Annotated in this window: 18 protein-coding genes; 14 read left to right on the top strand and 4 right to left on the bottom strand. The window is 70.8% G+C overall.

Features of this window, described 5'->3' with window-relative positions; translation table 11 throughout:
- Positions 1-115 precede the first annotated feature (115 nt).
- From ACLJQF_RS13045 to ACLJQF_RS13035, 3 genes are read left to right on the top strand one after another with little or no spacing between them, the layout of a single operon-like run.
- A complete protein-coding gene (locus ACLJQF_RS13045; protein ID WP_410608575.1) occupies positions 116-625 on the top strand; it encodes a SigE family RNA polymerase sigma factor in 510 nt (169 codons plus the stop codon).
- Positions 618-1,331 carry a hypothetical protein gene (locus tag ACLJQF_RS13040; protein ID WP_410608573.1) on the top strand — a complete coding sequence of 238 codons (714 nt, stop codon included), beginning with the start codon at positions 618-620 and terminating at the stop codon, positions 1,329-1,331. The genes ACLJQF_RS13045 and ACLJQF_RS13040 overlap by 8 nt, the downstream gene beginning before the upstream one ends.
- A 34-nt stretch (positions 1,332-1,365) precedes the next feature.
- Complete coding sequence (locus tag ACLJQF_RS13035) at positions 1,366-1,962, top strand: TetR/AcrR family transcriptional regulator (RefSeq protein WP_410608571.1); 597 nt, start codon at positions 1,366-1,368, stop codon at positions 1,960-1,962.
- A 39-nt stretch (positions 1,963-2,001) separates the two neighbouring features.
- Here ACLJQF_RS13035 and ACLJQF_RS13030 read toward each other — a convergent pair whose 3' ends face one another.
- From ACLJQF_RS13030 to ACLJQF_RS13020, 3 genes are read right to left on the bottom strand one after another with little or no spacing between them, the layout of a single operon-like run.
- Entirely contained in the window at positions 2,002-2,718 is a 717-nt protein-coding gene (locus ACLJQF_RS13030; RefSeq protein ID WP_410608570.1) for a FadR/GntR family transcriptional regulator, read from the bottom strand.
- A gap of 49 nt (positions 2,719-2,767) precedes the next feature.
- A complete protein-coding gene (locus ACLJQF_RS13025) occupies positions 2,768-3,772 on the bottom strand; it encodes a lactonase family protein (protein ID WP_410608569.1) in 1,005 nt (334 codons plus the stop codon).
- Positions 3,765-4,382, bottom strand: a complete 618-nt coding sequence (locus ACLJQF_RS13020) for a bifunctional 4-hydroxy-2-oxoglutarate aldolase/2-dehydro-3-deoxy-phosphogluconate aldolase (protein WP_410608568.1) — start codon at positions 4,380-4,382, stop codon at positions 3,765-3,767. The genes ACLJQF_RS13025 and ACLJQF_RS13020 overlap by 8 nt, the downstream gene beginning before the upstream one ends.
- Positions 4,383-4,449: 67 nt before the next feature.
- On the opposite strand from ACLJQF_RS13020, the gene ACLJQF_RS13015 reads away from it, so the two are divergent.
- The 9 genes from ACLJQF_RS13015 (at position 4,450) to ACLJQF_RS12975 (ending at position 12,723) form a co-directional block, all read left to right on the top strand.
- A complete protein-coding gene (locus tag ACLJQF_RS13015; protein WP_410608567.1) occupies positions 4,450-5,127 on the top strand; it encodes an SDR family NAD(P)-dependent oxidoreductase in 678 nt (225 codons plus the stop codon).
- A gap of 15 nt (positions 5,128-5,142) precedes the next feature.
- Complete coding sequence (dgoD, locus tag ACLJQF_RS13010) at positions 5,143-6,288, top strand: galactonate dehydratase (RefSeq protein ID WP_410608566.1); 1,146 nt, start codon at positions 5,143-5,145, stop codon at positions 6,286-6,288.
- 46 nt (positions 6,289-6,334) lie between these two features.
- A complete protein-coding gene (purB, locus tag ACLJQF_RS13005; RefSeq protein ID WP_410608565.1) occupies positions 6,335-7,762 on the top strand; it encodes an adenylosuccinate lyase in 1,428 nt (475 codons plus the stop codon).
- A 151-nt stretch (positions 7,763-7,913) separates the two neighbouring features.
- Entirely contained in the window at positions 7,914-8,738 is an 825-nt protein-coding gene (locus ACLJQF_RS13000; RefSeq protein ID WP_410608563.1) for a transporter substrate-binding domain-containing protein, read from the top strand.
- 1 nt (position 8,739) lies between these two features.
- A complete protein-coding gene (locus ACLJQF_RS12995; RefSeq protein WP_410608562.1) occupies positions 8,740-9,504 on the top strand; it encodes an ABC transporter substrate-binding protein in 765 nt (254 codons plus the stop codon).
- Positions 9,505-9,511: 7 nt separating this feature from the next.
- Positions 9,512-10,291 carry an ABC transporter substrate-binding protein gene (locus ACLJQF_RS12990; RefSeq protein WP_410608561.1) on the top strand — a complete coding sequence of 260 codons (780 nt, stop codon included), beginning with the start codon at positions 9,512-9,514 and terminating at the stop codon, positions 10,289-10,291.
- Between the two features lie 6 nt (positions 10,292-10,297).
- Positions 10,298-11,062, top strand: a complete 765-nt coding sequence (locus ACLJQF_RS12985; RefSeq protein WP_410608559.1) for an amino acid ABC transporter permease — start codon at positions 10,298-10,300, stop codon at positions 11,060-11,062.
- Positions 11,059-11,799: an amino acid ABC transporter ATP-binding protein gene (locus tag ACLJQF_RS12980; protein ID WP_410608557.1), complete on the top strand. Its 741-nt coding sequence runs from the start codon at positions 11,059-11,061 to the stop codon at positions 11,797-11,799. Before ACLJQF_RS12985 ends, ACLJQF_RS12980 begins: the two co-directional genes overlap by 4 nt.
- Before the next feature lie 42 nt (positions 11,800-11,841).
- A complete protein-coding gene (locus ACLJQF_RS12975) occupies positions 11,842-12,723 on the top strand; it encodes an MOSC domain-containing protein (RefSeq protein WP_410608555.1) in 882 nt (293 codons plus the stop codon).
- On the opposite strand, the gene ACLJQF_RS12970 is transcribed toward ACLJQF_RS12975, so the two are convergent.
- Complete coding sequence (locus tag ACLJQF_RS12970; RefSeq protein WP_410608554.1) at positions 12,606-13,412, bottom strand: S-adenosyl-l-methionine hydroxide adenosyltransferase family protein; 807 nt, start codon at positions 13,410-13,412, stop codon at positions 12,606-12,608. The two genes, ACLJQF_RS12975 and ACLJQF_RS12970, sit on opposite strands and share 118 nt — an antisense overlap.
- A gap of 47 nt (positions 13,413-13,459) precedes the next feature.
- Between ACLJQF_RS12970 and ACLJQF_RS12965 the strand changes: the two genes are divergently transcribed.
- The gene (locus tag ACLJQF_RS12965) at positions 13,460-14,464 is read left to right on the top strand and encodes a phosphoribosylaminoimidazolesuccinocarboxamide synthase (RefSeq protein WP_410608552.1); all 1,005 of its coding nucleotides are present in this window, start codon (positions 13,460-13,462) and stop codon (positions 14,462-14,464) included.
- Positions 14,385-14,849, top strand: coding sequence for an NADPH-dependent FMN reductase (locus tag ACLJQF_RS12960; protein WP_410608550.1), 465 nt, complete (start codon positions 14,385-14,387; stop codon positions 14,847-14,849). Before ACLJQF_RS12965 ends, ACLJQF_RS12960 begins: the two co-directional genes overlap by 80 nt.
- Positions 14,850-14,922 lie beyond the last annotated feature (73 nt).

Below are 14,922 nucleotides of genomic sequence, written 5' to 3'. Positions count from 1 at the left end.
CGTCATGAGGATCAACAAGCCGCGGAGTGGTCGAACCCACCCGGTCCGTGCAACCGTGGACGCCCCTGATTCCGTCCTTCCGGGCGAACGACGATCGAGCGGAGCACGACTGCGCGTGGACCAGCGCGACGAGCAGGAGTTCGCGGAGTACTTCGCCGCCAGGCGGGACGCCGTGCGCCGGACCGCGTACATGCTCTGCGGCGATTGGCACCGGGCGGACGACCTCGCGCAGACGGCGTTCGTCGCACTGCACCGGAGGTGGAAGAAGATCAGGGATCGCGCGGCGACCGACGCGTACGTCCGCACGACGCTCGTCCGGGCGTCGATCGACGAGTCGCGGCGTCCGTGGCGGCGCGAGTGGCAGACCGAGACGCTGCCGGAGCCGTCCGACGACACGCCCGGCCTCGACGACCTCGTCGCGACCAGGGAAGACCTGCTCGCGGCGCTGAAGGAAGTGCCGCCCAAGCAGCGGGCGGTGCTGGTCATGCGGTTCTTCGAAGGACTCGACGTGACCAGCGCGGCGAAGGCGCTGGGCTGCAGCGAAGGCAACGTTAAGAGCCAGACCGCCCGCGGGCTGGCGAACCTGAGGCAGGTCCTCGAACGGGAGGTGGAGACCAATGGATGAGCAGGAGCTGCGCTCGTTGTTCGCCGCCGCGCCCGGGGAGGCACCCGAACCCTCGTTCACCCAGAACGACGTCGTCCGCGAATCCCGCCGCCAGACCGTCCGCCGCCGGAACCGGATCACCGCCGGGGTGAGTGCCGCCGCGCTGGTCGTCGCCGGCTTCGGCGTCTACGGCCAGCTGTCCGGGGACACCTCGAAGTCGTTGACCGCGGCGGACAACGCCGTGTCCGCGCACTCGGACGCCGGCTCCGGGCAACCCGGGGACGGCTCTATGCGTCCTGAAGTCGGCGGGGAGTCACCGAACTTCCCGGCCCAGCCACCTCAGCAGGGGGGTGTCGGGGACGGGAAGACCGGCCAGCTGGCCGAAGGCGCCTCCGGGTGCGAACAGGTGGACGGGGAGCTCGCCATCGCCCTCGCTGGCGAGCTCCCCGGCCACGTCGCCGCCACCCAGGCCGTCCCGGGCGGCGCCTGTTCGACGGCGGCGCGGTCCGCCGGGTTCCCGGTGCCGGGCGGCGAAGTCGCCGCGGCGGTGTACCCGAAGGGCATCCCCGAGGTCTTCAAATCCCAGCCCGCCGGCACGGTCACGGCCCGGGCGGGCACCGCGTCCGGTGGCGTGTTGGTCCTGGTCAGCGTGCCTTCGGCCGGAGCGGCGGCGCCGTACGCGGGCCAAGTGGACCAGGTCGCGCACGATCTCGCGCCCCGCTTCTGAGCCCGGGTCCGCCCGGTTGGCAGAATGACCGGCCATGACCGCTGCGACCACCCCGAAGGGGGAGCGACGGCGTACCGCGCTCGTCGAGGCCGCCGCGAAACTGCTCGTCGAGGGCGGGTTCGACGCCGTGCGGCACCGGGCGGTGGCCGAGCGGGCGGGCCTGCCGCTCGCGTCGACGACGTACTACTTCAAATCGCTGGAAGACCTGGTCACGGCGGCCGTCGAGCACCACTCGAACGCCGAACTGGCGACCGGTCGCCGTCGGCTGGAGGAGCTCGCGACCCGCAACCGCGGCGTGCAGGCGACCGTCGACCTGGTGCTGGACATGCTGCTCGGCCCGGAGAGCGGTGACCCGGCGGCCGACGCCGAAGCCGTTCTCCTGCGGTACGAGCGGCTGGTCGCGACCGGCCGCCGCCCGTACCTGCGGCCGCTGATGCGAACGCTGTCGGCCCAGCTCAACGAGCTGCTGACGGAGATCTTCGCCCGCTCGGGCACCCCGGTGGCCGAAACCGAGCTGGAGCGGCTGGTGGCGCTGGTCGACGGCGCGGTCGTCAACGCCCTGATCGCGATCGACCCGGAGCCGCGCGCGGCGGCCGCCCGGATGCTCCAAGCCGCCCTCGCAACTTCGTGAAGGCCACCTTGAGGAACTTAAAGTTCCTCAAGGTGGCCTTCACGAAGTTGGCGACGGCCGGGTGCGCTGAGCCTTTTCCAGGTCGTCCTGGGCCTTCGTGACCAGGGCGAGCATCGCCTGTTCCGCCGCCGCGGGGTCGCCCGCGACGATGGCGTCGACCACCTTCCGGTGACTCGGCACGGGGTCTTCCGCCGGTGACGTGCCGTGCACGAGCTTGTCGCGCTCGGCCAGCCCGATCGCGATGATCCGCTCCATCCGCATCAGGAAGTTGTTGTGCGTGGCGGCCATCAGCCGCCGGTGGAAGGCGAGGTCGGCCTGAACGCTCGCCTCCGGGTCGTCGCCCGCCGCGGCCATGTCGGCGAGTGCGTCCCGCAGCGATTCGAGGTCTTCGTCCGACGCGCGCCCGGCAGCGATCCGGGCGGCGGCGGGCTCGACGACGGACCGGACCTCGGTGAGCTCGTCGAGCAAGCCGGGATCATCGGCGGCCGCGGTCTGCCAGCGCATGACGTCGGCGTCGAGCATGTTCCACTTTTCGCGCGGCTGCACGAAGGTGCCGCGCTTCTGCCGGGCGTCGATCATGCCCTTGGCGGCCAGCACCTTCAGCGCTTCCCGCAGCGCGGTCAGGCTGATGTCGAGCTCTTCGCGCAGCGCGGGCAGGTCCAGGACGGCGCCCTCGCCCCACTCGTCGGAGAGGATCCGGCTGGCCAGTGCCTCCACGGTCTGGCCGTGCAGCCCGCGTGGCCGGTGTTCGGTCAATGGAGGGCCCTCCAGCCGGTGAGGTGATGACCGCATTATGAATGCCTGGTCAAGGCCGGGAAACCGGCAGCACGAAGGTCGGCGACCCCGTCGGGTAGTACCGCAGCTCCGCCTCGCCGGACGCGCTCAGCGTGAACGCCGTGATCGCGTCCTCCGACTGCGCCGCCACGTAACAAGTCCCGTCCACCAGCGCGAAGTGCCGCGGGTTCTTGCCGCACGGCTGGTCGGCCACCGCCGCCGCGTCGTCCAGCGCGAACTCCGTGACGCAGTCCGGCCCGCGGTTCGACACGTACAGGCGCGAGTCGGCCAGTTCCAGGTGCGCCACCAGGTTGGGCGTCACGGAAGACAGCGTCGAAGGCGTCGACGACACCACCTCGAACGCTCCAGGTGCCTTCTCCCGGACCGTCACCAGCGTCCCGGCCAGCTCGCCGACGACGTACGCCAGGTCCGTGCCGGGCCGGCGCACCAGCTGACGCGGTCCCGTGCCCGGCGGCAGCGAAGACACCGCCAGCGGCTCCAACTCGCCCGACGACGTCAGCGTGTAGCTGCGGATCTCGTCCGTGCCCAGATCGACCGCGCTCACCACGGAACCGTCCGGCGACGGGACCGCCATGTGGACGTGCGCCGCCTCCTGGCGGCCGGACACCGGGCCGTTGCCGCGGTGCTGGACCAGCGCCGTCCGGGCGGCCAACGCGCCCGAGCCGGACAGCGAAAACACGGCCAGGCTGCCGCCGGTGTAGTTGGCGCACAACAGGAACCGGCCGTCCGGGGTCACCGCCAGGTGGCACGGGTACGCGCCGCCCGTCTCTGCCGTGCCCAGCACCGTCAGCTCGCCCGACGGGGAGAAGGTCAACGCCGTCACGCCGCCGTCCGTGGTCTCGTTGGCCGCGTACAGCACCGGCAACGACGGGTGGCGCACCAGCCACGACGGCGACTCCAGCGGCAGTGAAGCCACTTCGCGCAACGAGCCGGACGACGACCGCGAGAGAGTCGTGATCCCGGTGCCGTTCCCCGCGTCGCCGGTGTAGCACCCGACGAAGACCAGCTCAGCCATGCGCGCTCCTCAACAGCGTCTCGACCCGGGCGGCGACCTCCGCGGCGGTGCCGCGGGTCAGCGCCGAGCCGATCCCGCAGGCGACCGCGCCCGCCGAGAGCCAGCCTGGCACGTCCGCGGGGGCGATGCCGCCGGTGGGTACCAGGGGTGCCTGCGGCAGTGCCGCCCGTACGTCTGCCACCCACGACGGCCCCAGTGCCGACGCCGGGAACACCTTCACCGCGTCGGCACCTTCCTCCAGCGCGCGCACGATTTCGGTCACCGAGCCGGCGCCCGGGAAGGCCGCCGCGCCGTACCGGTGCGCGGTGCGGATCACGTCGGAGTGGACCGACGGTGACACGAGGAACCGCGCCCCCGCGCGGATCGCGAGCACCGCGGACGTCGCGTCGAGCACCGTCCCGGCCCCGATCGTCGCGTCCGGGTAGGCGGCCGTGAGCTCGGAGATCGCGGCCAGTGCGCCGGGGTTCGTCAGCGGCAGCTCGATCGAGCGCAGCCCGGCTTCGAGGGCCGCGCGGGCCGCTTCCACCGCGGACTCCGCGTCGCGCGTGCGCACGATTCCGACGACCCCTTGGCGCAGCGCGTCCGCCATGATCTCCCACCGGTAGCTCATGGCCGGAGCCTACCTTGTGAAATCTTAAATTAGGAATTATTCTTGCGTTTGAAGGACGGGAGGGGCAATGCCCACAGCGGTGGTGACCGGAGCGGCGTCCGGGATCGGCGCGGCGACCGCGCGGAAGCTCCTGGAAGACGGCTACCGGGTGCTGGGCGTGGACATCGCCGAGCTGCCCGATGGCGTCACGCCGGTCCGGGGTTCGGTGAGCGACGAAGCGACCTGGGCGGCCATCGGCGAGGTGGACGCCCTGGTCAGCAACGCCTACGTGCCCAGCACCGGGCCGCTGCACGAGATCGGCCGCGCCGAGTGGCAGCGCCAGCTCGACGTCAACCTGACCGGCACCTACCTCGCGGTGAAGGCGTGCCTGCCGTCGTTGCGGGAACGGGGCGGCGCGATCGTGCTGGTCTCGTCGGTGCACGCGCACTTCGGCCTGCCGGGCCACCCCGCGTACGCCGCGAGCAAGGGCGCGCTCGTCGCGCTCGCCCGGCAGCTGGCCGTGGAATATGCACCGTCTCTCCGGGTCAACTCCGTCCTCCCGGGACCGGTGCTCACCGAAGCCTGGGCCCGCATCTCGCCCGAGGACCGCGAACGAAGCGCCCGGGCCACCCCGGCCGGCCGCCTGGGCCGGCCGGAGGAAGTCGCGGACGTGATCGCGTTCCTGCTCTCGGCCGCCGCGTCGTTCGTCACCGGGGCCGAACTGACCGTCGACGGCGGCTGGTCCGCCGCCAAGGATTCCAGGTAGAAACGGGGCACCCGGGTGAAGATCACCGCGATCGAAACGTTCCTGGTCGCACCGCGCTGGCTGTTCCTCAAGGTCAGCACGGACGAAGGGATCAGCGGTTGGGGCGAGCCCGTGGTCGAAGGGCGCGCGGAGACCGTGCGCGCAGCCGTGCACGAGCTCTCGGACCTGCTGATCGGCCAGGACCCCCTGCGCATCGAGGACCACTGGCAGGTGCTGCGGCGCGGCGGTTTCTACCGCGGCGGCCCGGTGCTCTCCAGTGCGCTCGCCGGGTTCGACCACGCGCTGTGGGACATCGCCGGCAAGGTCCGCAACGCGCCGGTGCACGAGCTGCTCGGCGGGCCGGTCCGCGACCGCGTCCGGGTCTACAGCTGGGTCGGCGGCGACCGCCCGGCCGGCATCCGCGAAGCCGTGACCGCGCAGGTCGAGGCCGGGTTCACCGCGGTGAAGATGAACGTCGCCGGCCCGCTGACGGCGATCGCGTCCCCGGCCGAGGCCGACGCCGCGGTGGCGCGCGCCTGGGAAGCGCGAGAGGTGCTCGGCCCGCACCGCGACCTCGCCATCGACTTCCACGGCCGCGTCTCGCCCGCGATGGCGCGCCGGCTGGTGCGGCTGCTGGAGGACGTCCAGCCGATGTTCGTCGAGGAGCCGGTGCTGCCGGAGACCCAGGGTGACGCGCTGCGCGCGGTCGTCGAGGCCTCCACGGTGCCGATCGCGGTCGGCGAGCGGCTCTACTCGCGCTGGGAGTTCAAGCCGGTGCTCGACGCCGGCGTCGCGGTCGTCCAGCCCGACCCGTCGCACGCCGGCGGCATCTCCGAGCTGCGGCGGATCGGGGCGCTGGCCGAGATGTACGGCGCTTCCCTGGCGCCGCACTGCCCGCTCGGCCCGATCTCGCTGGCCGCGTCGCTGCAGATCGCCTTCGCGACGCCGAACTTCCTGATCCAGGAACAAAGTGTGGGCATGCACTACCACGAGGGCCGGGAGCACGGGTACCTCGTCGATCCGTCGATCTTCGCCTTCCAGGACGGTTACGCGGCCCGGCCGCTCGGCCCCGGCCTCGGCATCGAGGTCGACGAAGAAGCCGTTCGCCGGGCGGACGAGACCGGGCACAGCTGGCGCTCGCCGGTGTGGCGCCACGACGACGGTGGCTTCGCGGAATGGTGAAACCCCGGGCCGTCATCGCGCTGACCTGCGCAGGTAGGGTGAAGGCGTGACGGACAAGCCCCGCATTCCGAACGTACTCGCCGCCCGCTACGCCTCCGCGGAGCTGGTCTCGCTCTGGTCCCCGGAGCGGAAGGTCGTCCTCGAGCGGCAGCTCTGGCTCGCCGTCCTGAAGGCGCAGAAGGACCTCGGCGTCGAGGTTCCGGACGGCGTGGTCGAGGCCTACGAACGGGTGCTGGAGGACGTCGACCTCGAGTCGATCGCCGACCGTGAGCGCGTCACGCGGCACGACGTCAAAGCGCGGATCGAGGAGTTCAGCGACCTCGCCGGCCAGGAACACATCCACAAGGGCATGACCTCGCGCGACCTCACCGAGAACGTCGAGCAGCTGCAGCTGCTCCGGTCCCTCGAGCTCGTGCGCACCCGCGTCGCCGCCGTCCTGGCCCGGCTCGCCGTGCTCGCCGTCGAGCACACCGACACCGTCATGGCCGGGCGCTCGCACAACGTCGCCGCGCAGGCCACCACCCTCGGCAAGCGGTTCGCCACCGCGGCCGACGAGCTGCTGGTCGCCTTCGAGCGGCTCGACAACCTCATCGAGCGGTACCCGCTGCGCGGCATCAAGGGCCCGGTCGGCACCGCGCAGGACATGCTCGACCTGCTCGGCGACGAGTCCACTTTGGACCAGCTCGAGGACCGCGTGATGCAGCACCTCGGCTTCAACCGGCGGTTCGTCAGCGTCGGCCAGGTGTACCCGCGCTCGCTCGACTTCGACGTGCTGTCCACTGTGGTCCAGCTCGCCGCGGCGCCCTCCAGCGTGGCCAAGACCATCCGGCTGATGGCCGGCCACGAGCTGGTCACCGAGGGCTTCAAGCCCGGCCAGGTCGGCTCGTCCGCCATGCCGCACAAGATGAACACCCGCTCGTGCGAGCGCGTCAACGGCCTGGCCGTCGTGCTGCGCGGCTACCTGTCGATGATCGGCGAGCTGGCCGGCGACCAGTGGAACGAGGGCGACGTCTCCGACTCGGTCGTCCGCCGCGTCGCGCTGCCGGACGCCTTCTTCGCGCTCGACGGCCTGCTGGAGACGTTCCTCACGGTGCTCGCCGAGTTCGGTGCCTTCCCGGCGGTGATCGAGCGTGAGCTGGATCGCTATCTGCCGTTCCTCACCACGACGAAGGTGCTCATGGCGTCGGTCCGCGGCGGCGTCGGGCGTGAGACGGCCCACGAAGCCATCAAGGAACACGCCGTCGCCGTCGCGCTCGAAATGCGCGAAGGCCGCGCCGACAACGACCTGCTCGACCGGTTCGCCGCCGACGAGCGCATCCCGCTCGACCGCGGGGAGCTGGACAAACTCCTCGCCGACCGGATTTCGTTCACCGGTACGGCCGGGCGTCAGGTCACGCAGGTGGCCGAGCGCGTCGCGCAGGTCCTCGCGCGGTTCCCCGAGGCCGCGGGCTACGCGCCGCAGCCGATCCTGTGAGCTGACCCACGAGTCCACGGACTGGAACGAATCCACACGAACGGGCGAAATCCCTAATCTCGATCGCACGAAACCGGAGCGTCAGGACGTCTACCCAGTGACCTGACGTGCTTTCCTCGCGCCCCTGGCGCGCCAACCTCTGGAAGAAGCGATGAGATCCACGCTGTCGAAGATCGCCGCCGCCGTCACCGCGGGCGCGCTGACGTTGACCCTCGCCGCCTGCGGTGGCTCGGGCACCTCGGCCGCGGGGCAGACCCTCCGCGTCGGGACGCTGAGCGACGCCCCGCCGTCGATCTACCTGGAGAACGGCCGGTTCACCGGCTACGACAACGAACTGCTGCGCGACATCGCCAAGCGTGAAGGCTTCGAGGTCGAGTTCGTCGGCACCGAGTTCTCCAGCCTGCTCGCCGGCGTCGCGGGCGGCAAGTTCGACATCGGCAGCTCGACGATCTCCAGCACCGAGGCGCGCAAGAAGACGGTCGCCTTCTCCAACGGCTACAACACCGGCTTCACCACGATCGTCACGGCCAAGGGCGCGAACCTCAAGGACGTCGCTTCGCTGGGCGGGAAGCGCCTCGGCGTCGTCCAGGGTTCGGTGCAGGACGAGTTCGCGGGCAAGGTCGCCGGGGCCCAGGTCGTCCGCTTCCCCGACTACAACGCGGGCTTCGCGCAGCTGAAGAACGGCACCCTCGACGGCTGGGTCGTCCCGCAGGACATCGGGCAGAAATACCTCGACCAGAACCCGGCTGTCCCGCTGGAACTCGGGTACACCGTCGAGGACAAGGACACGCCGTCGGCGTTCGCCGTGGCCAAGAAGAACACCGACCTGCTGAACAAGCTGAACGACGGCCTCGCGAAGGCCGTCGCGGACGGCACGGTGGCCCGCATCTACGGGCAGTTCTACAAGACCACCCCGCTGTCGAAGGAACTCCAGCAGGGCGGCCCCGGCCTGCCCGTGAAGAACCTGGGTGCGTGACATGAAGAAGCTGATCGTCACCGTGCTGGCCGCTGCCCTCACGCTGACCGCCTGCGGCGGCTCGGACAGCGCTTCCTCGACGCTGCGGGTGGGCACGCTGAGCGACGCGCCGCCGAACATCTACCTCAAGGACGGCAACTACACCGGCTTCGACAACGAACTGCTCAAGGCCATCGCGGCCAAGCAGAACCTGAAGCTGGAGTTCGCCGCGACCGACTTCTCCGCCCTGCTCGGGCAGGTTGCCTCGGGCCGCTACGACATCGCCAGCTCGGCGATCGCCCAGACCGACGAGCGCAAGAAGACGGTCGACTTCTCCGCGGCCTACGACTTCGAAACGATGAGCATCCAGGCCAAGCAGGGCACGCCGGTCACCGACGAGAAAGGCCTGGCCGGCAAGCGCGTCGCCGTCATCCAGGCCACCGTCGGCGACCACTGGCTGACCGGCACGGTGCCCGCCGCCCAGGCTGTGCGCTTCCCCGACTACGCCGCCGCGCTGACCGCGTTGAAGAGCGGCGCGGTGGACGCGTACATCCTGGACCAGTCCATTGCCGAGAAGAACGTCACCGACAACCCGGACGCCAAGCTGGTCGTCGTGAAGAGCTTCGTCACGGACGTCCCGCACGGTTTTGCGGTGAAGAAGGGCAACGCCGAGCTGCTCGGCAAGATCAACGACGGGCTCAAGCAGGTGATCTCCGACGGGACCTGGCTTAAGCTGCACCAGCAGTTCCTGCCGACCGTTCCGGTGCCGGCCGGGTTCCAGGGTTAGGAGAAGCATGAGGAAGACACTGGTCACGGCGCTGACCGCGACCTTGCTCGCCGCGCTCACGGCGTGCGGCGGCTCGGACAGCGGTGACGCGAAGACCCTGCGGGTCGGCACGCTGAGCGACTCGAAACCGAACGCCTACCAGGAGAACGGCAACTACACCGGCTTCGACAACGAGCTGCTGAAGGCCATCGCGGCCAAGGAGGGCCTGAAGCTGGAGTTCGCCGCGACCGAGTTCTCGGCGCTGCTCGGCCAGGTCGCCAACGGCACGTTCGACATCGGCAGTTCGGCGATCTCCCAGACCGACGCCCGCAAGAAGACCGTCGACTTCTCGGCGCCGTACAACTACCAGGCCCTCGGCATCGAGGCCAAGGAGACCGCCGGCATCACCGACGAGCAATCCCTGGCGGGCAAGCGGGTCGGCGTCGTCCAGGGCACGGTTTCGGACAGCTGGCTCGGCACGAACGCCCCGACCGCACAGGCCGTCCGGTTCCCCAATGACGCCGCGGCCCTCAACGCCCTCAAGACCGGCGCGATCGACGGCGCGGTGTTCGACCAGGCCACCGCCGAGGACTACGCGAAGAACAACGCCGACGCGAAGCTCAAGGTGACCAAGGCGATCACCACGACCATCCCGCACGGCTTCGCCTTCAAGAAGGGCAACACGGACCTGATCAACAAGATCAACGACGGCCTCAAGAAGGTCATCGCGGACGGCACCTGGGTCAAGGTGCACGACCAGTTCGAGCCCACCGCGCCGGTGCCCGCCGAGTTCAAGCCGGGGCAGTAGTCCACAATGGACGATTTTATCAACACGTTCCTCAGCTGGGACTACATCTCCCAGGTCCTGCCGGACCTGCTGAAGACCGGTCTGCTGAACACGCTGATCCTGTCGGTGTCCTCGGCGCTGATCGGCACCGTGGTCGGCATGGTGCTGGCCGTGATGGGGCTGTCCACCAAGTGGTGGCTGCGCTGGCCCGCGCGGATCTACACCGACATCTTCCGCGGGCTGCCGGCCATCCTGACGATCCTGCTGATCGGCCAGGGCCTCGGCACGCTCGCGCGGGACGTCGTCGGCACGAACCCGTACCCGATGGGCATCCTGGCGCTGTCGCTGATCGCCGCCGCCTACATCGGCGAGATCTTCCGGTCCGGCATCCAGAGCATCGACAAGGGGCAGATGGAGGCCAGCCGCGCGCTCGGGATGAGCTACACCAAGTCGATGCTGCTGGTGATCATCCCGCAGGGCGTCCGGCGGGTGCTGCCGGCGCTGGTGAACCAGTTCATCGCGCTGGTCAAGGACTCCAGCCTGGTCTACGTGCTCGGCCTGCTGTCCGGCCAGCGCGAGCTGTTCCGGATCGGCCAGGACCTCGCGGCGAACACGGGCAACCTGTCCCCGCTGGTCGCGGCGGGCGTGTTCTTCCTGGTGATCACCGTGCCGCTGACGCACCTGGTCAACTACATCGACAAGAAGCTCCGGACCGGCCGCAAGGTGCGCGCGGACGAGCCGGGCGACGGAGACGAGCTGGACCTGGTGGCCAGCGGAAAGGTCCCCTCGTGACGACGGCGGTGCGTTCGTCCAGTGTGGAGCTGCGGGACATCCACGTCAGCTTCGGCACGCTCGAAGTCCTGCGCGGGGTCGACCTCCACGTCGAAAGCGGGAAGACGACCTGCGTCATCGGCCCGTCCGGCTCCGGCAAGTCGACGCTCCTGCGCTGCGTGAACCGCTTGCAGGAGCCCGATTCCGGCGACCTGCTGCTCGACGGCGAGTCGGTGATCAAGGCCGACCCGGACGCGCTGCGCCAGCGCGTCGGCATGGTGTTCCAGCACTTCAACCTCTTCGGTCACCGGAGCGTGCTGGACAACATCGTGCTGCCGCTGCGCAGCGTGAAGAAGCTGAGCAAGGAGGAGGCCTCGGCGATCGCCCGCGCGCGCCTGGTGGACGTCGGCCTGGCGGACAAAGCGCCGTACCGGCCGAGCGCGTTGTCCGGTGGCCAGCAGCAGCGGGTGGCGATCGCCCGGGCGCTGGCGATGGACCCCGAGGTGATGCTCTTCGACGAGGCGACCAGCGCGCTGGACCCGGAGCTGGTCAAGGGCGTGCTGAACCTGATGGCGGGCCTGGCTTCGCGGGGGTTGACCCTGATCGTGGTGACGCACGAGATGGGGTTCGCCCGGAGTGTCGCCGACGAGGTGGCGTTCATGGACGCGGGCCGGATCGTCGAGCAGGGTCCACCGGCGGAGATCTTCGACGAGCCGCAGAGCCCTCGCTTGCAGCGGTTCCTCTCGCAAGTGCTCTGAAAGGAGGCGCTTCGGCGGCCGGGGCCCGGGTAACCTGCGGAGATGGCGAGAATCGCTCGGCTGACGTACTACCCGGTCAAGTCCTGCGCGGGCGTCGACGTGCCGTCCGCCGAGGTGACCCCCGCCGGGCTGGCGCACGACCGGGTCTTCAAGCTCGTCACGCCGGAAGGCGATGTGCTCACCCAGCGGCCGCATCCGGTGCTGGCGTCCGTCAGGCCGCGGGTGCTCGGTGACAGGCTCGCGCTGTCCTTCCCCGGCCGGCGCGACGTCGTCTTCCCCATCCGGCACGACGGCCCGCGGCGCCCGACCTCGACGTACGGCTGGCAGGGTGAAGGCGTCCGCCAAGGCGACGAGGCCGACGAGTGGTTCTCGGACCTGCTCGGCCGGCCCGCGGAGCTGATCCGCGTCACGCCCGAGCACGACCGCGTCACCGGCGGCCACACCCCGGGCACGGCCGCGTTCGCCGACGGGCACGCGCTGCTCATCGCGTCTGAGTCCTCTTTGGACACTCTGAACGAACGGATCGCCGCCGGGCAGGGCGAACCCGTTCCGATGGACCGCTTCCGTGCCAACATCGTCATCGCCGGCTGGGCCGAATCCCACCGCGAAGACGAAGCCCGCGAACTGTCCGCGGGCACCGCGAAGTTCGGCTACGCCCAGCAGTGCGTCCGCTGCACGGTCCCGATGATCGACCAGCGAACCGGCGCGAAGGCCGGCCCCGAGCCGATCCGTACCCTCGCGACCTACCGGCGTGGCCCGGACGGCGGGGTCGTCTTCGGGGTGCAAGCCGCGGTGCTGCGGCCGGGTCAGGTCGCCGTCGGCGACGAGGTGATCGTGCACTCCTGGGCCGGCCCGAGCCCGAGCACGGCCGCCGCGGAACCGCCGTTCACGGCGACGGCGAGCCGGCCCGCCGAGTCCGTGTAGAGCACCGGCGCGCCGGCAGGCACGTCGGCGAAGGTGCGGCCGAGGACCGTGGTCACCGCCACGCGCTCGCTGTGCACGGAAACCGCGCCGGACAGGCCCGAAAGCTCGAGGTCCGCCGGGGTCGCGGCCAGCTGGACGTTGCCGAAGTGGTCGACCGTCAGCACTTCCGACACGAGCTTCCCCGGAAACGCCGCCACGAACGGCTCCGGCATCGTGACCAGGCCAGCCACCGGGTCGCCGAAGTCGGCCGGTGACACGCCGAGCGCGAGGTGCGCGGCCGCGGGCGCGAAGACGTCCCGCCCGTGGAACGTCGCCGACGTCGTGGGCAGCCGCAGCGACGGCTCGGCGAGCTCGTAGGCCACCCGGACCCCGCCCAGCGCCTGCGCGGCCGGCAGCAGCACGCCGTTGTCCGGCCCGACCAACAGCCCGTCCCGCGCGACGACGACCACGCCGAGCCGGGCCGTGCCGACCCCCGGGTCGACCACCGCGACGTGCACCGATTCCGGCAGGTAGGGGACGGTCTGGGCCAGCGCCATCGCCCCGTGCCGGATGTCCTGGGGCGGCACTTCGTGGGTCACGTCGATCACCCGCACGGCGGGCGCCAGCCGCGCGATCACGCCGTGGCAGGCCGCCACGAAGCCGTCGCGCAGGCCGTAGTCGGTGGTCACCGAGATCCAGTCGTACGCCATGCCAGCATCATCCATGGTGGCAGAGGGTGCCCGTTAGGGTTCAGCGCGTGACACCCCTCCCCACACGCCGGAGGCTCGCCTCCGGCAAGGTCCGCGACCTGTACGAAGCGGGCGACGACCACCTGCTGGTCGTCGCCTCCGACCGCATCTCCGCCTTCGAACGCGTCTTCCCCAACTCTGTCCCCGGCAAGGGCCGCGTGCTCACCGCGATGAGCGTCTTCTGGTTCCGCGAGCTCGCCGACGTCCTCCCGAACCACCTCGTGACCTGCGACGGGCCGCTCATCCCCGAGTCCGTCCGCGGCCGCGCCCTCCTGGTCGAGCGGCTCGACATGCTGCCGGTGGAGGCGGTCGTCCGCGGCTACCTCACCGGCCGCGGATACGCCGACTACCGCCGGTCCGGCGAGGTGTGCGGGCTGGCGCTGCCGCCCGGCCTGGCCGAGTCGGCGCGGCTGCCCGAGCCGATCTTCACGCCGTCGACCAAGGCGCGTCCCGGCGAAAAGGACGAGAACATCGACTTCGGCACGTGCGTTTCGGTGCTCGGCCGCGCGCTCGCCGAGGAGGTCCGGGAGGCGTCCCTGGAGCTGTACCGCCGGGGTGCCGCACGCGCGGCCGAGCAGGGCCTGCTGCTGGCCGACACGAAATTCGAGTTCGGCATCGGCGCCGGCGGCCGCCTCGTGCTCGCGGACGAGCTGCTGACGCCGGATTCGGCGCGTTACTGGCTGGCCGACGGTCACCAGCCCGGCGTCCCGCAGCCGTCGTTCGACAAGCAGCACGTGCGCGACTGGCTCGTCCACCCGGCGTCCGGCTGGGATTGTGTGTCCCCGCTGCCGCCGTTGCCGCCCGAGGTGGTGACGGCCACGCGCGACCGGTACATCGAGGCGTACCAGCGCATCACCGGGCTTTCGCTGGCAGACTGGCCTCGTGATCCTGCTGATCTGCGGCAGCCTGCGAGCCGGCTCGGGCAATGCGGCGGTGCTGGGGACCGTCGCGACCCTCACCGCGACCAAGACGTACACCGGTCTCGCCGATCTGCCGCACTTCAACCCCGATGACGACCGCGACCCGCTGCACCCCGAGGTCGCCGCGCTGCGCGCCGCGCTGAAGGAAGCCGACGCGGTCCTGATCTGCACGCCGGAGTACGCGGGCGGCCTGCCCGGCTCGTTCAAGAACCTGCTCGACTGGACGGTCGGCGGCGGCGAGATGTCCGGGAAGCCGGTGGCGTGGATCAACGCGTCCTCGATCGCGGCCCCGACCGGCGGCCGGGACGCGCACGACTCGCTGCGCAAGGTCCTGACGTACGCGGGCGCGAAGATCGTCGATGAGGCGTGCGCGCGGATCCCGGTGTCGCGGGCGGACGTCGCCGACGGCCAGGTCGCCGACCCCGACCTGCGGGGCCGGATCGCGGTGGCCGCCAAGCGCCTGCGTGAGGGTGTCTGACCCTTCCGGCAACGGTCGCCCGCCCGTTCTGCGCAGTTCACGGGAGTTTCAGACGCGTGCGGGCCAATGGGGG

It is taken from the genome of Amycolatopsis sp. lyj-109, assembly GCF_046548995.1.
Lineage (GTDB): Bacteria > Actinomycetota > Actinomycetes > Mycobacteriales > Pseudonocardiaceae > Amycolatopsis.
The sequence above is the reverse complement of the archived record's forward strand: the minus strand, read 5'-3'. Positions and strand labels throughout refer to the sequence as shown.

Bases quoted from the DNA above. Each gene is read 5' to 3' on its own strand.
- ACLJQF_RS12990 (WP_410608561.1), top strand. From the start codon at position 9,512: ATGAGGAAGACACTGGTCACGGCGCTGACCGCGACCTTGCTCGCCGCG.
- ACLJQF_RS12985 (WP_410608559.1), top strand. From the start codon at position 10,298: ATGGACGATTTTATCAACACGTTCCTCAGCTGGGACTACATCTCCCAG.
- ACLJQF_RS13040 (WP_410608573.1), top strand. From the start codon at position 618: ATGGATGAGCAGGAGCTGCGCTCGTTGTTCGCCGCCGCGCCCGGGGAG.
- ACLJQF_RS12995 (WP_410608562.1), top strand. From the start codon at position 8,740: ATGAAGAAGCTGATCGTCACCGTGCTGGCCGCTGCCCTCACGCTGACC.
- ACLJQF_RS13015 (WP_410608567.1), top strand. From the start codon at position 4,450: ATGCCCACAGCGGTGGTGACCGGAGCGGCGTCCGGGATCGGCGCGGCG.
- ACLJQF_RS13025 (WP_410608569.1), bottom strand. From the start codon at position 3,772: ATGGCTGAGCTGGTCTTCGTCGGGTGCTACACCGGCGACGCGGGGAAC.
- ACLJQF_RS13020 (WP_410608568.1), bottom strand. From the start codon at position 4,382: ATGAGCTACCGGTGGGAGATCATGGCGGACGCGCTGCGCCAAGGGGTC.
- ACLJQF_RS13035 (WP_410608571.1), top strand. From the start codon at position 1,366: ATGACCGCTGCGACCACCCCGAAGGGGGAGCGACGGCGTACCGCGCTC.
- ACLJQF_RS12970 (WP_410608554.1), bottom strand. From the start codon at position 13,412: ATGGCGTACGACTGGATCTCGGTGACCACCGACTACGGCCTGCGCGAC.
- ACLJQF_RS12975 (WP_410608555.1), top strand. From the start codon at position 11,842: ATGGCGAGAATCGCTCGGCTGACGTACTACCCGGTCAAGTCCTGCGCG.
- ACLJQF_RS13000 (WP_410608563.1), top strand. From the start codon at position 7,914: ATGAGATCCACGCTGTCGAAGATCGCCGCCGCCGTCACCGCGGGCGCG.